This is a genomic window from Marinobacter adhaerens HP15 (assembly GCF_000166295.1).
Lineage (GTDB): Bacteria > Pseudomonadota > Gammaproteobacteria > Pseudomonadales > Oleiphilaceae > Marinobacter > Marinobacter adhaerens.
The window spans coordinates 2,712,923-2,727,266 of sequence record NC_017506.1; the positions used below are offsets into that span (position 1 = coordinate 2,712,923).

13 protein-coding genes are annotated in these 14,344 nt (G+C 57.5%); 6 read left to right on the plus strand and 7 right to left on the minus strand.

Annotated features, from left to right (window positions below; translation table 11 throughout):
• The first annotated feature begins 7 nt into the window (after positions 1 to 7).
• The 3 genes from HP15_RS12755 to HP15_RS12765 all read left to right on the plus strand — a co-directional run bounded on the left by HP15_RS12755 (position 8) and on the right by HP15_RS12765 (position 3,547).
• Positions 8 to 1,042: an imelysin family protein gene (locus HP15_RS12755; RefSeq protein WP_014577849.1), complete on the plus strand. Its 1,035-nt coding sequence runs from the start codon at positions 8 to 10 to the stop codon at positions 1,040 to 1,042.
• A 13-nt stretch (positions 1,043 to 1,055) separates the two neighbouring features.
• Positions 1,056 to 2,150 (plus strand): DUF1513 domain-containing protein, encoded by a 1,095-nt coding sequence (locus tag HP15_RS12760; RefSeq protein WP_014577850.1) that lies wholly within the window; start codon positions 1,056 to 1,058, stop codon positions 2,148 to 2,150.
• A gap of 83 nt (positions 2,151 to 2,233) precedes the next feature.
• A complete protein-coding gene (locus tag HP15_RS12765; RefSeq protein WP_014577851.1) occupies positions 2,234 to 3,547 on the plus strand; it encodes a hypothetical protein in 1,314 nt (437 codons plus the stop codon).
• A gap of 13 nt (positions 3,548 to 3,560) precedes the next feature.
• Here the strand turns inward: HP15_RS12765 and HP15_RS12770 are convergent, their stop codons facing one another.
• From HP15_RS12770 to HP15_RS12790, 5 genes are all read right to left on the minus strand, one after another.
• Positions 3,561 to 3,926: a DUF4870 family protein gene (locus HP15_RS12770; protein ID WP_041645407.1), complete on the minus strand. Its 366-nt coding sequence runs from the start codon at positions 3,924 to 3,926 to the stop codon at positions 3,561 to 3,563.
• 68 nt (positions 3,927 to 3,994) lie between these two features.
• Entirely contained in the window at positions 3,995 to 5,635 is a 1,641-nt protein-coding gene (locus HP15_RS12775; protein WP_041645410.1) for a methyl-accepting chemotaxis protein, read from the minus strand.
• A gap of 219 nt (positions 5,636 to 5,854) precedes the next feature.
• Complete coding sequence (locus HP15_RS12780) at positions 5,855 to 7,867, minus strand: PhoX family protein (protein WP_014577854.1); 2,013 nt, start codon at positions 7,865 to 7,867, stop codon at positions 5,855 to 5,857.
• A gap of 179 nt (positions 7,868 to 8,046) precedes the next feature.
• Positions 8,047 to 8,343 (minus strand): hypothetical protein, encoded by a 297-nt coding sequence (locus tag HP15_RS12785; RefSeq protein ID WP_014577855.1) that lies wholly within the window; start codon positions 8,341 to 8,343, stop codon positions 8,047 to 8,049.
• A 90-nt stretch (positions 8,344 to 8,433) separates the two neighbouring features.
• Positions 8,434 to 8,685, minus strand: a complete 252-nt coding sequence (locus tag HP15_RS12790; protein ID WP_041645413.1) for a hypothetical protein — start codon at positions 8,683 to 8,685, stop codon at positions 8,434 to 8,436.
• 183 nt (positions 8,686 to 8,868) lie between these two features.
• Between HP15_RS12790 and HP15_RS12795 the strand changes: the two genes are divergently transcribed.
• Positions 8,869 to 10,137: an alkane 1-monooxygenase gene (locus tag HP15_RS12795; protein ID WP_014577857.1), complete on the plus strand. Its 1,269-nt coding sequence runs from the start codon at positions 8,869 to 8,871 to the stop codon at positions 10,135 to 10,137.
• 230 nt (positions 10,138 to 10,367) lie between these two features.
• Here HP15_RS12795 and HP15_RS12800 read toward each other — a convergent pair whose 3' ends face one another.
• A complete protein-coding gene (locus HP15_RS12800) occupies positions 10,368 to 11,147 on the minus strand; it encodes a crotonase/enoyl-CoA hydratase family protein (RefSeq protein ID WP_041645415.1) in 780 nt (259 codons plus the stop codon).
• Positions 11,147 to 12,949 (minus strand): acyl-CoA dehydrogenase, encoded by a 1,803-nt coding sequence (locus HP15_RS12805; protein ID WP_014577859.1) that lies wholly within the window; start codon positions 12,947 to 12,949, stop codon positions 11,147 to 11,149. The genes HP15_RS12800 and HP15_RS12805 overlap by 1 nt, the downstream gene beginning before the upstream one ends.
• 114 nt (positions 12,950 to 13,063) lie before the next feature.
• On the opposite strand from HP15_RS12805, the gene HP15_RS12810 reads away from it, so the two are divergent.
• Entirely contained in the window at positions 13,064 to 14,059 is a 996-nt protein-coding gene (locus HP15_RS12810; RefSeq protein ID WP_014577860.1) for a GlxA family transcriptional regulator, read from the plus strand.
• Between the two features lie 110 nt (positions 14,060 to 14,169).
• On the plus strand, positions 14,170 to 14,334 hold the full coding sequence (locus tag HP15_RS22370) for a hypothetical protein (protein WP_014577861.1): 165 nt from the start codon (positions 14,170 to 14,172) through the stop codon (positions 14,332 to 14,334).
• The last annotated feature ends 10 nt before the right edge of the window (positions 14,335 to 14,344 follow it).

Consider the following 14,344-nt stretch of genomic DNA (forward strand, 5'->3'; position numbering starts at 1 on the left):
ATCAGTCATGCAAGGGATCACCAGACTGCTGTGCACATCTATCCTGGCTCTAACCTCGCCCCTGGCGTGGACAAGCGATGCCAACACCCAGGCCCGCCAGCAGTGGTATGAAGGCATTGCGACCGGCTATCAATCGTTGACCACAGAAGCGGGAGAGCTGGCTGAATCCGCCCGTGACTACTGCCAGAATCCAGCCGAGGGAAGCCGGGAACACGTGGAAGCCGCCTGGCTGAATGCCTTCCTGGCCTGGCAGAAGGTGCGCTTAGTCGATTTCGGCCCGGTCGAAAACAACAACCTTTCCTGGCAGTTCCAGTTCTGGCCGGATCCGAAGAATCTGATCGCACGGAAAGCGGCTTACCTGATCGGAAACGACGAACCGATCACCCCGAGCGTGATCAATCAGTCCGGTGTCGCTGTGCAAGGCTTCCCGATGATCGAATATCTGCTGTTCGACCAAGAGTTCAATGCCGGGGAAACTTCACTCCCAGTCGCCCGGACCTGCGAGCTGCTAACGAACGTCGCGGGACACGTGAAAGGCAACAGTGACGCATTGATGGCTGGCTGGCAGGCTTTCAGACCGCACTATCTGGAGACCGAGCAGTACTTCGACACCACTATCCGAGCGGGTATGGCAACACTGGAAATTCTGGAAGAAAGAAGGCTGGCCCAACCCATGGGTCTTCGCGGCAGTAACAAACGCAATCCTTACATCGCGGACGCCTGGCGCAGCGGCAAAAGCCTGCAGACTGTCGCGGCGACTGTCGACGGCCTGAACCGGTACTTTTTACCAGGGCTCGAAATTTCGCTGGAAGCAAAGGGGGCGTCCGACCTGGCAGACCGCATTCGCAAACAATTCAACGAGGTTCAACAGAACTTTCCCGGTGCCCACCTACCCCTGGCAACGGCTTTGAAAGAAGAAGACCAGTTCCGGGCTCTGCAGAGCCTTTACGTTGATATTTCCCAGTTGACCACGCTGGTGAATGACCAGGCGGCAGTGGCACTTGGCGTAGTACGAGGCTTCAACTCGAGCGATGGCGACTGAGGAACCTGATCCTATGCTTTTGAACCGGAGAGCCCTTCTCAAGGTGTCCATTGCCGGCGGCGTTGCCGTGGGCCTGACCGGCTGTTCCCTGCTGCCCCGAAAAGCGTCAGTCCAACCTGATGGCTATGCCGGCGCCGTCGGGTTCCCGGATGGCAGTTTTGGAGTCAGCGCATTCAACCGCAACGGCCGGATAGTGTGGCAGGCGCCTGTCGATTCCCGCTGCCATAGCGGCTGCAACCGACCGCACCAGCAAGAGACCCTGTTTTTCGAGCGCCGCCCGGGTTGGTCATTCTACGTTTTCGATAGCACTACAGGTGCCCGGAAACACCATATTTCAGCCGAGCCGGGCGAACACTTTGTTGGCCACGGTGTGTTCTCGACCGATGGCCGACGCCTCTACGTCACCGCCAGCCGGTACGATCAGGGCGCGGGGATCATCGCAGTCTACGATGCCGAAAAGGGTTATCGGCGGACAAAAACCTTTGATCTGGCGGGAATCGGCCCCCATGAGCTGACCTTGCACCCCGACGGCGAAACCCTGGTGATCGGTCTCGGAGGCATCCTCACTCACCCGGATTACGACCGCATGAAACTGAATCTGGACACCATGGATCCAGCCCTGGTACTTATGAATCGTCACTCCGGCAAAATCGTTGGCCGTTTCAGGCCGCCCCACCACCAGCAAAGCGCCCGCCATGTCAGCGTCAGCGGCGATGGCCGCGTGTATGTGGCCTATCAGCACCAGGGCCCACTCTACGAAACGCCGCCTTTGTTGGCACGTCTTGAAGAGGGAACTTTGCGGGAATACCGGTTCGATGAGGACACCCGGACAGCGTTGGCCAACTACATTTCCAGCGTGATTGCGCATCCGGAAAACGACCTCGTGGCTGCGGCTTCGCCGATTGGTGGAACGGCCATTATCTTTCGGGGCAAGACCGGTGAGCTGGTCAGCCGCGCACACATCGCCGATTGCGCGGGCATCCAGACCCTTGCCGGAGGGGATTTTCTTGTTTCCTCTGGACGGGGAAAACTTATCCGGCTCGGCGCCGGCAAACCCGCCAGAGAACTCGCAGATCTATCCGTTCACTGGGACCACCATCTGGTCTGATCGCTCGCAGTTGCCGTAATCCGGACTTAAGGATACCGCGCCACACTGGTATCCTTTCGACACATTTTCCGGAGGATAGCGGTTTGCCTGAAAGCAGAAAGGACACCATCGAACAACTTTATGGCCTGATTGCCAACGAAGAAGATGCCCGGGTCTGCAAGGATATTCCTGAAGAGGCCTGTCGCGAGGTACCCCGCAATTTTTTCCTCATTCTCGCCAGTAACGTACTGACCAAGCTGGGCGATCTGCTGATCAGCCCGAAAACCTTGCTGGCCTGGTTGATGAGTGCCATAGGTGCTCCCGCCCTGGTGGCCTGGCTGGTTCCGATCCGCGAATCCGGCTCTCTCGTTCCACAAATGGTCATCGCGGCCTGGGTGCGCCGCAAACCGGTTCGCAAGTGGTTCTGGACGCTGGGCAGTTTCGGACAGGCCGCCAGCGTGGTGGCGATGGCAGCCAGTGTCTGGTTCTTCGAGGGTTATGCAGCCGGCTTCGGGATCATTGCCGCTCTCATTGTGTTTTCCCTGGCCCGCGGCTTTTGCTCCGTCTCCATGAAAGACGTTCAGGGCAAATGCATTCCCAAGACCCGCCGGGGAAGGCTTGGCGGACTGGCGTCCACCATCGGTGGCACGGCAACCGTCGTTTTAACCAGCCTTTTATTCTGGGAACGTGGCGACCCCACGATTGCCTTCTACACCGTGTTGCTGCTTCTGGCAGGGGCACTCTGGGTAATTGCCGGTTTTCTGTTTGCCGGAGTTCAGGAGCATGAAGGCGAAACCGGTGGCGGTGGAAACGCCATCAACGAGGCGTTCCGCAGCCTGTCCCTGCTCCGTGATGACGTCCCCTTTCGTAATTTCGTGATCACCCGGGCCCTGCTTCTCTGCTCTGCCCTGGCATCTCCCTATTTCGTGGTCCTGGCACAAAAGGAGTCGGATATCGGCTGGATGCTGGGCATTTTCCTGCTCGCCAGCAGTCTCGCCAGTTCCCTGAGTGCCAGTTTCTGGGGCTGGGCGGCGGACACGTCCAGCCGGAGGGTAATGATCCGTGGCGCGGCAATGGCCAGTGGCACCTGCCTGATCGTCGGCACTGCAGCACTTACCCTGGGACAAGACCTGGGCAGCGTGTGGTTTTATCCGGTGGCATTCTTCGTGCTCAGCATCGCACATGCGGGCGTCAGGCTGGGGCGAAAAACCTATCTGGTGGATATGGCCGGGGGCAACAAGCGCACCGATTACACTGCAGTGAGCAACACGGTCATTGGCGTTTTGCTGCTTGTAACCGGCGGCCTGACCGCTCTGGTATCGATGATCTCCCCAGTCGCGGTCATTATGGTTCTCGGCCTGATGGGCCTGGCCGGGATGTTCAGTGCGATACGACTCAAAGAAGTTACGGAGGATTGATCGAGGCGCGCAGTCAGGAGGGCGCCTTGCCATCGTTCAGAGCGAGCGCCCCCTTTACAATCCGGTAGATAATCCAGATCGAAATACCGAGAAGAATAAACCAGCCTATGATCAGTGGCGTGGTAACAATACCGATCACCGTCCAGAGCAGGCCTATCCAGAACGTACGAATCTGCCAGCGGAAATGCCTCTCCACCCAGGTGTTACGCACGTCATCCAGTTTGACGTAATTAATGATCACGCCCACCAGACCGGTAATGCCTCCCACAAAGAATGAAAGCGCCTGAAGGATGTAGACCACTACCGCCAGGTTCCGGGCAGGATCTGAGCGCCGGGACGCGGGGTCCGCGTCGGCAGGAATAAACTCCGGTTCAGTCAAAGCTGGTCTCCTATTCGACGATTAACCGGAGTCTACCACAGCGCCCATCGCCGGAAATCCGCGGGCGGTCAGTGATTGTCCGGACGATAACCCAAACGGAACCCACCCCAGTGTTTGCCATTCACATAGATTGGTACGGAGAGGTCGTGCATGATTTCGCCGGTATCCCGACGGTAGGTTTGCAAGAGCATGGTCTCGGTATGCTGGCCACAGCGAATACCGGTACGGTCGTTGAACAGCCGCTTGCTCCTGCTCTTGACCAGATCCACCTTGGGATCGCCTGTTGGCGCGTGGGCGAAATCGCGGTTGTGGGTGGGCACGTATCCGTCGGGGGCAGCGGCAATGGCAAAGACAATGGCCTCGTGAGCATTTTTCACCTGCTCCTGAATAGCAGGCAGATATTGGTCGGTAAAGTTGTCAAAGGTGCTGGAGTACTTTGGCGGATGAGTATTCGGGATCGGCGTACGGGACTTGTCGAACAGCGCGCTTTCGGAGAGTTTGCCGTCGCGGATGGCCTGCTCGAACATCTGACCAATCTGGTCCGCGCCGGCCCGGGCCTGATCGAAGAACGGCCGGTGATAACTGGCTTCGCTGTTCAATGCGAATGACGCGTTAGCTTTCTCTGCAAGCTCCATCAGCGTAGCCGCCTGCTCCGCAAGCGATGAAACGCTGGTATCACTCTCGGAGATCTGGTCGCGCACGGTTTCAATCGCGGAGAAAACCTGGGCCAGACTCTGCTCGTTGTTCTGGTCAATCTCGGCTATCCGTGCAACCTGCTGCTGTACACGTTCCGACTGATCGCTGATCTGTTCCAACCTCTCTCCAACGCTCTCCACAGAAGTCAGCCCCGCCTCGATGCTGCGGGCCAGGTCTTCAATACGGGAAACGATCAGCGTAGTGTCCGAGCGTATTTCCTCCAGGGTTTCTGCAACTTCACCGGTTGCCTGGGCAGTCCGACCAGCGAGCTGGCGTACTTCATCGGCGACGACCGCGAACCCGCGCCCCTGGTCACCAGCCCTCGCCGCCTCAATGGCGGCATTGAGTGCAAGCAGATTGGTCTGTTCAGCGATACCCTGGATGGTGGTGGTCACACCCTGGATCTTGTTGGACTTCTCGTTCAGCTCCTGGATCAGCCGCAGGTTTTCCCCGGACTGCTGGTGCACCTCCCTAACACTGTCGATGGCGGAGATCAGGGCTTCACGACCCTCGGTGCTTACCTGTTTGTTCTGCAGCGCCATGGTGGCTGCATCGGTGGCCTGCTCCGAGGATTCCCGCACGGTTTCGGTAATCTGCCCCGCGTAATCGGCCATTTGTGCAGTTTCTTCAACCTGGCGATCCAGCCGCAGCTTCAACTGGTCGGCCGCGAAAGACACCTGGGCGGCGGAAATCGCGTTCCTGTCAGCGCTACCGGAAAGCGTTTCGACGAGCGCGCGCCCCGCCCTCGCATCAGCTAGCAACTGATGACATTGCGCATGCAGTGGATGATCTTCAGCCAGGGTGCCGTTATTCAAGGCCTTGAGGCCACGCTCAGTCGGCTCCAGGACACGAACAATCATGAACCCGCCGGCAGCAACGAGACCTACGACAAGCCCGATGAGCATTGAGGTAATTTCAAGACCTAGCAACGGCGCCACCGCTGCGCAGACGACTGCAAGAAGTCCGGCAACCGCCATCCCCCATAAAACTGAAGCCCTATCCAGTAACCCCATGGAAACCTCTTCTTTTTTGTTGTTTCTGCAAGCATCTTGTTATTAAAGGCCATTGTGGAGACTAAAGAATTGACATGAGTTTATAACTCATACTTTAGTGTATTTAATAACCATATCGGCGGGGAATAGCGTTTCTGAAACAAAAAACCGCAAACCCGACTCACTCTGTAACCGAGTGGGCCGGGTTTGCGGTGTTCAGATGACTACTTTGGCGTTGGCTCAGGCGCCGATCACGCCACCGTCGTCCTTGGTAACGATCACGGTTGCATCGCGGGGGCGAGGATCACTGGAGTCCGGCCAGTTACCTTCCGGATGCTGGATGTTGACGAACATGGTTTTCACATCCGGCGTGGAAACAACCCCCGTCACCTCACAACCCTGGGGACCTACGAAGAAACGCTTGATTTCGCGAGTCTCCGGATTGGCAGCCAGCATCATGTTGTTCTGGTAGGGTGCAGCGTCGGAGCCATCGGTCTGGATCCAGAGACGACCGTTGTAGTCGAACCAGAGGCCATCCGGGCTGTTGAAGATATTGTCGTCGGTCAGCGAAACGATAACTTCGTCACCCACTACGGTTTCCGTACCCTGCTCACCGGCAAAGACGAAAATGTCCCAGTCGAAACTGGTCGCGGTGTGATCATTACCCTCCTCGCTCCAGCGGATGATATGACCTGTACGGTTATTCGCGTTGGGGTTGGCCGCGTTAACCTGATCTTCAGTACGACGGGAATTGTTGGTCAGGGTGAAATAAACCTGGCCTGAATTCGGGTCAACCGCACCCCATTCCGGACGGTCCATCGGGGTTGCACCCGCGATATCGGCAGCCAGGCGTGTATTCAGGAGAACGTCAGCCTGGTTCTCGAAGCCGTCGAAGGCAATGTCGCCAACGGTCGTACCCACGGCAGCATCAACCTTGGCCTTGAATTCAGCATCATTGAGGTCCAGCGACAACCAGTCGCCGGAGCCGTCGTCATTGAAGCGGGCTACATACAGAGTGCCTTCGTCGAGGAGGTATCCACCGGCTGTGGCGGCATAGTAAGGCTTCGACGATACAAACTTGTAGATGTACTCGAAACGGGAGTCATCGCCCGAGTAACATACCACCGGCTCGCCTTCCTTGGCCGGCGCGAAGATGACACCCTCATGACCGAAACGACCCAGGGCAGTGCGCTTCTGCGGCTTGCTTTCCGGGGTAAAGGGATCAATCTCGACCATGTAGCCATAGGTATTGGCTTCATTTCGGTAATCATCGGCAGCGGATGCGCCGATAGAGCTTACATTGAGTCGAACGTACTGATCCTCACCACTATCAGCCAGTTCCCAGTCATAACGGCTGGAGCTTCCAACACCATGGCGGGTCTGCTCCCGGGGCTGCGTGGCGTCGCTGTTTGCAAAGTAGCCGTGCCAGTTTTCCTCAGCAGCCAGGTAAGTGCCCCAGGGTGTCGGCCCCATCGCACAGTTGTTAAGCGTGCCGCGGGTCTCGGTGGCGTCCGGGCTGTATTTGGTGATCAGCTTGCTGTAGCCGCGAACCGGCCCACGAATGTCCATTTCGGTGTTGCCGGTGATGCGACGGTTGAACGGGCTGCCAAAGACAATGTCCCACTTTCCGCTGGTGTCGCGTTTGATGTGCACCACAGAAACACCGTGCGCTGCGATTTCCTTACGGACTTCATCCGCCGGACGTACGCCACCGTTATCCGATGCCTTGGTGGCACCATTGGCATGCAGAGCGCCCTGATTGATGTACTCATGGTTCATCACCAGAAGGCCTTCGCTTGAGCTATTGCCGCCGGCCTTCTGGTCAATCGGGAAGAAGTGCACGCCGTCGTGGTGCATGCCCATCTGTTGTTCCTGCTCCGCACCGGTGTTCGTGCCATCCGGCTTGTACTCCGGGTAGGAGCCGGTAATCGGAGTGCCCCACGGCAGGAACGCCTCAGTAGAGTACCCTTCGGGAACAACCACCTCGTTGGCTGTTGATGTCGGTACCGCCTTGAAGCCGATATCGGTACTTGAAACATTGCTGCTGGTGGTGCCGTCGTTACTGTCGCTGCCACAACCTGCGAGGCCCAGGCCCATCACACTGGCAAGGGCAGCTCCAACGCTGCCTTTCATCACTGTACGGCGCTGCATGCGTGCGGCCAGAACCTGGTGGAAAGGGTTGTTGTCAGTGTGGTTGACTACCGGCTCGTAGTTGGGATCCAGATAGTTGGGATCAAGGTCGTGCTTAGCCATGTTTTTGCCTCTCTCAAAGAACAGCGGGTCGGTGTTGTTGAGAGGCCAGTTTCGGCGGGAAATATGACAGTAAGGGTAAGTTTAAAAGACAAATTCGTTAACATTGCTTTACAAGGGCGGCCACCGGAACACCGACCGCCTCGCAAAGACTGTTGCTGCGAAGCGGTCAGCCCACCCGGTTACTGCTGGGTGGCTTCTTCGTAGCCTTCTTCAATGGAATCGCCAGCTTCTTCGGCGGCATCAGTCATGGCATCACCAGCTTCCTCTGCGCCTTCCTGCAACTCGCCCATGGCACTTTCATCCTGGCCGGTGGCTTCTTCCAGGGTTTCCTCGGTGGAATCCGCAGCGTCGTCCATCATCTCTCCGGCGTTATCCGCAGCCTGCTCGACATCCACGCCTTCGTTGTCTTCCGAACTGCAGGCTGCAAGGCCGAGCGTCAGAACCATCAAAAGTGCACTCAGTGTGAGCTTGTTCATACCATATCCTTCTGTTGGTAAGCATTTACAACGGTGCACAGAGTACGGGGCGGTTGGCCCCGGGGCAATTACCGGCCCATTACCCTTTCGTTAACCGGCACTGTCCGAGAGCAACTGGCCATCGATGGTAATAACATGATCGAACGGGAGCATGGTTCCGCGCCCGAGCAGCAGAAAATCCTGCCCGGCGCGACTGAAGAGATCGCGAATAACATCATGAACCAGACAAATCTGACCGGCGCTGTCACGGTAAACAACTTCGGTAAGCCTGCCGGAAGACAAGTACTCCCGAATGATTCCCTGAACAGAATATGAGGCGGTCGCAGACGACGGATTGGGCATGGCTGATTCTTCCTTGTGATCAGACTCTTGTTGTTCAGATGAGTTTGGTCCAGAAACCGGCTTTCTGCCAAAGAAATGGTAATTGTCATTTTGAGCCAAGGTTCCAGACAGCTGTCGGCGCCCGTTGCATTGTTGGATTGTCCGACATAAATTGCAGGTACGCGCACTGCAAGGGAGACAACAATGAACGCCAAAACCCCGGATAACCTGCAATCACACAAAATCTCGGCGCCCGCTGAAAAAGACGCCTCTGGCAACTGGAAAGACCCGAAGCGTTACATGTGGCTACTCGGTCCCGCACTGCCAGGAATCGGACTGGCCGCACTGACCGGCTATGCCCTGGCTCCAAAAAAACTGAAAGCCCTGGCATGGACTGGCCCGGCGCTGGTACACGGCATCATCCCTGCCCTGGATCGGGCTATCGGCGAGGATAAGAGCAATCCACCGGAATCGGCGGTGAAGACACTGGAGCAGGACAAGTACTACGACCGGATTGTGAAAGCATTTATTCCGACCCAGTACGCCATGACCTTCATGGGTGCCTGGCTTGCCAGCCGCAAAAACACACCTCTGGATGACAAGATAGGGCTCACGCTGACGGTTGGCGCTATCAATGGCGTCGGGATCAATACCGCCCATGAGCTCGGCCACAAATCCAACAGACTGAACAAGCTGCTGGCCATGGCAGCCCTGGCACCCACCGGCTACACCCACTTCGTTGTTGAGCACAACTTTGGTCATCACAAGCGGGTAGCCACGCCGGAGGATCCTGCCAGCAGCCGTATGGGCGAGAGTTTCTGGAAGTTCCTGCCACGCACGGTGCTCGGTGGTATCAAATCATCCATCAAGATCGAGAAGGCGAGGCTTGCCCGCAAGGGCAAGAACTTCTGGAGCCTGGACAACGAACTGCTGCAGGGATGGGCCATGAGCGCCGGGTTCTTTGGCGCCACAACGCTGGTTTGCGGCCCGAGGGCGGTTCCGTTCCTGGCGGCCCAGGCGGTTTACGGTGCCAGTTTGCTCGAGAGTGTGAACTACATCGAGCACTACGGTCTGCTGCGCCAGAAAGACAAAAACGGCAAGTATGAGCGCACCCAACCAGAGCACAGCTGGAACAGCAATCACATTGTGACCAATCTGTTCCTGTATCAGCTCCAGCGGCATTCAGACCATCACGCGCATCCACAGCGCAGTTATCAGGCTTTGCGGCATTTCGAGAAGGCTCCACAATTACCCGGTGGTTATGCCTCAATGCTTCTGCCGGCCTATCTGCCCCAGTGGTGGTACGAAACCATGGATAAGCGGGTGATTGATCACTACGAGGGAGATCTGAGCAAAATCAACTGGGATCCGGACCGGAAAGAGGAGCTGATGGCCAGGTATGCGGACTACGCTGCTGAGGTAGCTGCTGAAGCGAAGGCTCGCCGCGAATCCGCGAATTCCGAGGCTGCCTGAATATAGCCACCTGCCAGCTCGGGCCCCAACCTTCAGGCTCGAGTGCAGGCGGCCGACCGGGGTCTTCCTTCCGGGAGACGCCGTGAACCCATCCATGGGGGCTTGATCGCAGCATCCTTGCTGCTCACACTCCCGGAAGGAAGACCCCGGTCAGCTGCCCTGAGCTCTGGCGATATAGTCAGGTTTCTTTATAAGCGCTGAAACCCGTGATTTCTGGCCAAGTTGAGCCGTTACTTACCTTTGAAAGCGGCCTCTCGACGTTCCAGGAATGACTGAATTCCCTCCTTTACATCCTCACTGGCCATAACCGGCTGAAGGTCCGGGAACAATCGCTGCTTCGCAGCCTCCTGCCCTTCGCTGACAGCAATTTTTGAGGATTTAAGACTGCCCTGGACACCCAGTGGCGCCGCCCTGGCAATTTTCTCGGCAATTTCCAACGCGACGTTGAACTGCTCGCCGGGTTCCACCAGTTCCTGAATCAACCCCCACTGATACGCCTGATCGGCGGTCCACTCATCGCCAGTCAGCAGGTAACGCTGGGCATTGCCCCAGCCGATTTCCCGTTGCAGGCGGATGGTGGCACCACCACAGGCGAAGATGCCCCGCTTCACTTCCAGTTGGGCAAAGCGGGTTCCTTTAGCAGCAACGCGCACGTCGGTGTTGAGCATCATCTCAACGCCGCAGGTGAAGCAGATGCCCTGGGCGGCGAAGACCACGGGTTTGGTCAGCGCCTGACCGGTAATGTGGAAGGGATCCAGTTCGCCTTCACCCGGTTCAATGCCCTTTCCATTGGCAAACACACCCGCCCAGTCGTCCAGTTGCAGGCCGCTGGTGAAGTGGTCGCCCTCGGCGTACATCAGCCCGACCCGTAGCTCCGGGTCGTTTTCCAGCTGGTGGTAGGCCGCCGCAATCTGGTGGTACATCTCGCGGTTCATGGCGTTCATTTTTTCCGGGCGGTTCAGCCCGATCAGCAAGATGTGATTTTTCTTCTCAACATTTACCAGAGCCATCAGAACCACTCCGATTTCATGTTCAGACAGGTATCGTCCTGATTGCGCAGCAGCACCAGATCCTGAGCCACGGTTGGCAATTCCCAGTGGAAGAAGTACTGGGCCGCCTGCAGTTTGCCCTGGTAGAAATTGCCTTCATCATCGGTATTCGCGGAACCCAGGGCATGGGAGGCCGCATTGGCCTGACGCAGCCACATCCAGGCCACCATAATGTGCCCGAACAGGTGCAGGTAGCAGGAGGCATTGGCCAGGGTTTTGTCGGGATCGCCTTCCATCAGGGATTTACCCAGGCTTTGGGTAACCTTCACTGCCTGCTGCAGGGTTTCACTCAGGGACAGGGCCCATTGCTGGCAACGATCGGTGGTGGCTGCCTGCAGGTCCACCTGCATTTCCTGCATGAGCAGCTGCAAACCGTGGCTTTGATCCTGCCAGATCTTACGGCCCAGCAGGTCCATGGCCTGGATACCATTGGTGCCTTCGTGAATCGGGTTAAGGCGGTTGTCACGCCAGCACTGCTCTACCGGGTACTCCCGGGTGTAACCTGCGCCACCGTATACCTGAATGGCCAGGTCGTTAGCCTTGGGGCCGTATTCGGAAGGCCATGCTTTGATCACCGGAGTGAGCAGGTCCAGCAGCTTTCCGGCTTCCTGGCGTTTCTGTTCGTCCGGATGGGTGTGCTGGTCATCCATCAGTCGTGCGCCATAGAGGCAGAGAGCCAGGCCACCTTCACTGTAGGCTTTCTGGGCCAGCAGCATGCGACGGACATCGGCGTGATCAATAATCGGCACCTGCGGGCTTTCCGGGTTCTTCTCGCTGGCCTTGCGCCCCTGAAGACGGTCTTTGGCGTATTCGAGGCTGTGCATGTAACCCCGATAGCCGATCACGGCAGCGCCGAAACCGACACCGACCCGCGCTTCGTTCATCATCTGGAACATGTATTTCAGGCCCTGATGGGGCTCGCCCACCAGATAGCCGTGGCAGGGGGCATCGTCGCCGAAACTCAGTGCAGTAGACGTGGTTCCCCGGTAGCCCAGCTTGTGAATCAGGCCAGCGAGGCTGACGCCGTTGCGTTCAGTGGGATTGCCTTCATCATCCACCAGAAACTTGGGCACGATGAACAGGGAGATACCTTTCACGCCCGCCGGCGCGCCTTTGATCTTGGCCAGCACCATGTGAACGATGTTGTCAGTGATGGACTGCTCGCCGCCGGAGATATAAATCTTCGCGCCCTTGATCAGATAGTGCCCCTCATCTGTGGGCGACGCCGATGTCCGAATATCCGCAAGGGAGGAACCAGCGTGGGGCTCGGTCAGGGCCATGGTGCCGCTGAAACGACCGCTGAGCATGTTCGGAAGAAAGGTGGTTTTCTGCTGTTCGTTGCCGAAAACCCGGATGAGGTTGGCGGCAGCTGTGGTCAGAAACGGGTAACCCGCGGTGCCGGGGTTGGCAGCTGTGAAGAAACCATTGCAGGCGGCCATGACCGATTCAGGCAACTGCATGCCACCCAGTTCATAGTCGTAACGTCCTGCGATAAAGCCGGCTTGCGCATAGGCGTCGAAGGCTTCCTTCACCTGCGGCAGCATCTCGACCTGGCCGTTGACGAACTTTGGTTCGTCCTTGTCGGCGGCGCTGTTATGGGTGGCAAACTTTTCCCGTGCCATCTTGTCGGCGGTTTCAATGACGGCATCGAAGGTGTCGCGGTTGTGTTCGCTGAAGCGCTCGCGGGTGGTGAGGTTTTCGGTATCGAGAACTTCGTAGAGCTGGAACGCCAGGTCGCGGCGGTCGATCAGGGTGTCGGTCATGCTTGGTCTCCTGTTTGATGTCGTTAGCCTCTCACAACTGGTTTTTCCTGGAAACCGGCGTTTATGACATAATTATGGTCAATATTGCCACTCATGGCCTAATTTGGAGTTTGCATGCGAACGGTCTCTGTTATCGGTTTTGATGGCGCTTTAGCCAGCGCCATCACTGGCATTATTGATCTTTTCCGTCTTGCCGGCGTTACCTGGGCGCGAATTAACGATGAAGCGCCGACACCCCGATTCACAACCCGGCTTCTGACGAAGGACGGAGCGCCCTGCCGCTGCATTAACGGACTGACCATTCAGCCAGACGGAGCCTGGAACGATTTGTTACCGGGTGGCGACGACAGCGATCTGGTGGTGATACCGACTATTGGTGGTCCTATCGAAGTCGTTCTGGCCGGGAATTCGGAGCTTATTGAATGGCTGAGCGCATTTCGGTCTTCAGACGCCGGGCAGGTGCGGGTAGCCAGTAACTGTACCGGTGCGTTCATGCTGGCCGAGGCGGGGCTGCTGGATGGTCGTCAGGCGACGACGCATTGGGGCTTCAGCCATCAGTTCCGCCAGCGCTTTCCGGCGGTGAACCTTCAGCCGGACAAGCTGGTAACGGTGGACGGCGACATTGCCTGTGCCGGGGGCGGCATGGCCTGGTGGGATCTGGGGATCTATCTGGTCGAACGTTACGCGGGGGCTCAGGTGGCGCGGGAGCTGGCGAAGGCGTTTGTGATTGATGCGGGGCGGACCAGTCAGGCGCCTTACAGCGCCCTGCAGGCTCGCCGTTACCATTCTGATGCCGCCATTCTGAAGCTGCAGGACTGGCTGGACAGTCATTACCGCGAACCTGTTTCCCTGCAACGCCTGGCTTCACTCAGCGGACTCACCGAGCGTTCTCTGATTCGCCGATTCAAGGCAGCCACTGGTGACACGCCCACCGGGTATCTGCAACTTCTACGGATTGAGGTGGCACGTCAGCATTTGGAGAAATCGCGGTTACCGATTGATGAAATCACCCAGTTGGTGGGCTACGAAGACGTGAGTTCGTTCACGCGTCTGTTCCGCAAACATACTGGGCTTTCACCCGGTGCTTACCGCTCTCGCTTTGTCAGGTAATGTCTGGTCGGTCCTGCCTGGCCCGGGTTATGCATCGGTTTCCAATGAAGGCCAATGTTCGGCCTGAAACGTAAAGAATACCGACAGGTGTCACTATGGGGAGGTCCGCCATGAATGCACCGATCAGACAAAGCCAGGCAGAGATTCTGAGCAGGCTGTACGACATGAAGCGCAAGCAGATCGAGCAGGCACTGCAGCAGGGAAACAGCCTTCGAAGTCAGGTACTTGAAGCTGAAGCCGAGGCGATTTCAAATGCCTTGAAAGCCGCCCGCTAACCAAACCAAA

What these genes read in the sequence shown, in the direction of transcription:
- HP15_RS12790 (WP_041645413.1), bottom strand. Translation starts at nt 8,685, where the DNA reads ATGCCCAATCCGTCGTCTGCGACCGCCTCATATTCTGTTCAGGGAATC.
- HP15_RS12810 (WP_014577860.1), top strand. Translation starts at nt 13,064, where the DNA reads ATGCGAACGGTCTCTGTTATCGGTTTTGATGGCGCTTTAGCCAGCGCC.
- HP15_RS12780 (WP_014577854.1), bottom strand. Translation starts at nt 7,867, where the DNA reads ATGGCTAAGCACGACCTTGATCCCAACTATCTGGATCCCAACTACGAG.
- HP15_RS12785 (WP_014577855.1), bottom strand. Translation starts at nt 8,343, where the DNA reads ATGAACAAGCTCACACTGAGTGCACTTTTGATGGTTCTGACGCTCGGC.
- HP15_RS12755 (WP_014577849.1), top strand. Translation starts at nt 8, where the DNA reads ATGCAAGGGATCACCAGACTGCTGTGCACATCTATCCTGGCTCTAACC.
- HP15_RS12760 (WP_014577850.1), top strand. Translation starts at nt 1,056, where the DNA reads ATGCTTTTGAACCGGAGAGCCCTTCTCAAGGTGTCCATTGCCGGCGGC.
- HP15_RS12805 (WP_014577859.1), bottom strand. Translation starts at nt 12,949, where the DNA reads ATGACCGACACCCTGATCGACCGCCGCGACCTGGCGTTCCAGCTCTAC.
- HP15_RS12775 (WP_041645410.1), bottom strand. Translation starts at nt 5,635, where the DNA reads ATGGGGTTACTGGATAGGGCTTCAGTTTTATGGGGGATGGCGGTTGCC.
- HP15_RS12800 (WP_041645415.1), bottom strand. Translation starts at nt 11,147, where the DNA reads ATGGCTCTGGTAAATGTTGAGAAGAAAAATCACATCTTGCTGATCGGG.
- HP15_RS22370 (WP_014577861.1), top strand. Translation starts at nt 14,170, where the DNA reads ATGAATGCACCGATCAGACAAAGCCAGGCAGAGATTCTGAGCAGGCTG.
- HP15_RS12795 (WP_014577857.1), top strand. Translation starts at nt 8,869, where the DNA reads ATGAACGCCAAAACCCCGGATAACCTGCAATCACACAAAATCTCGGCG.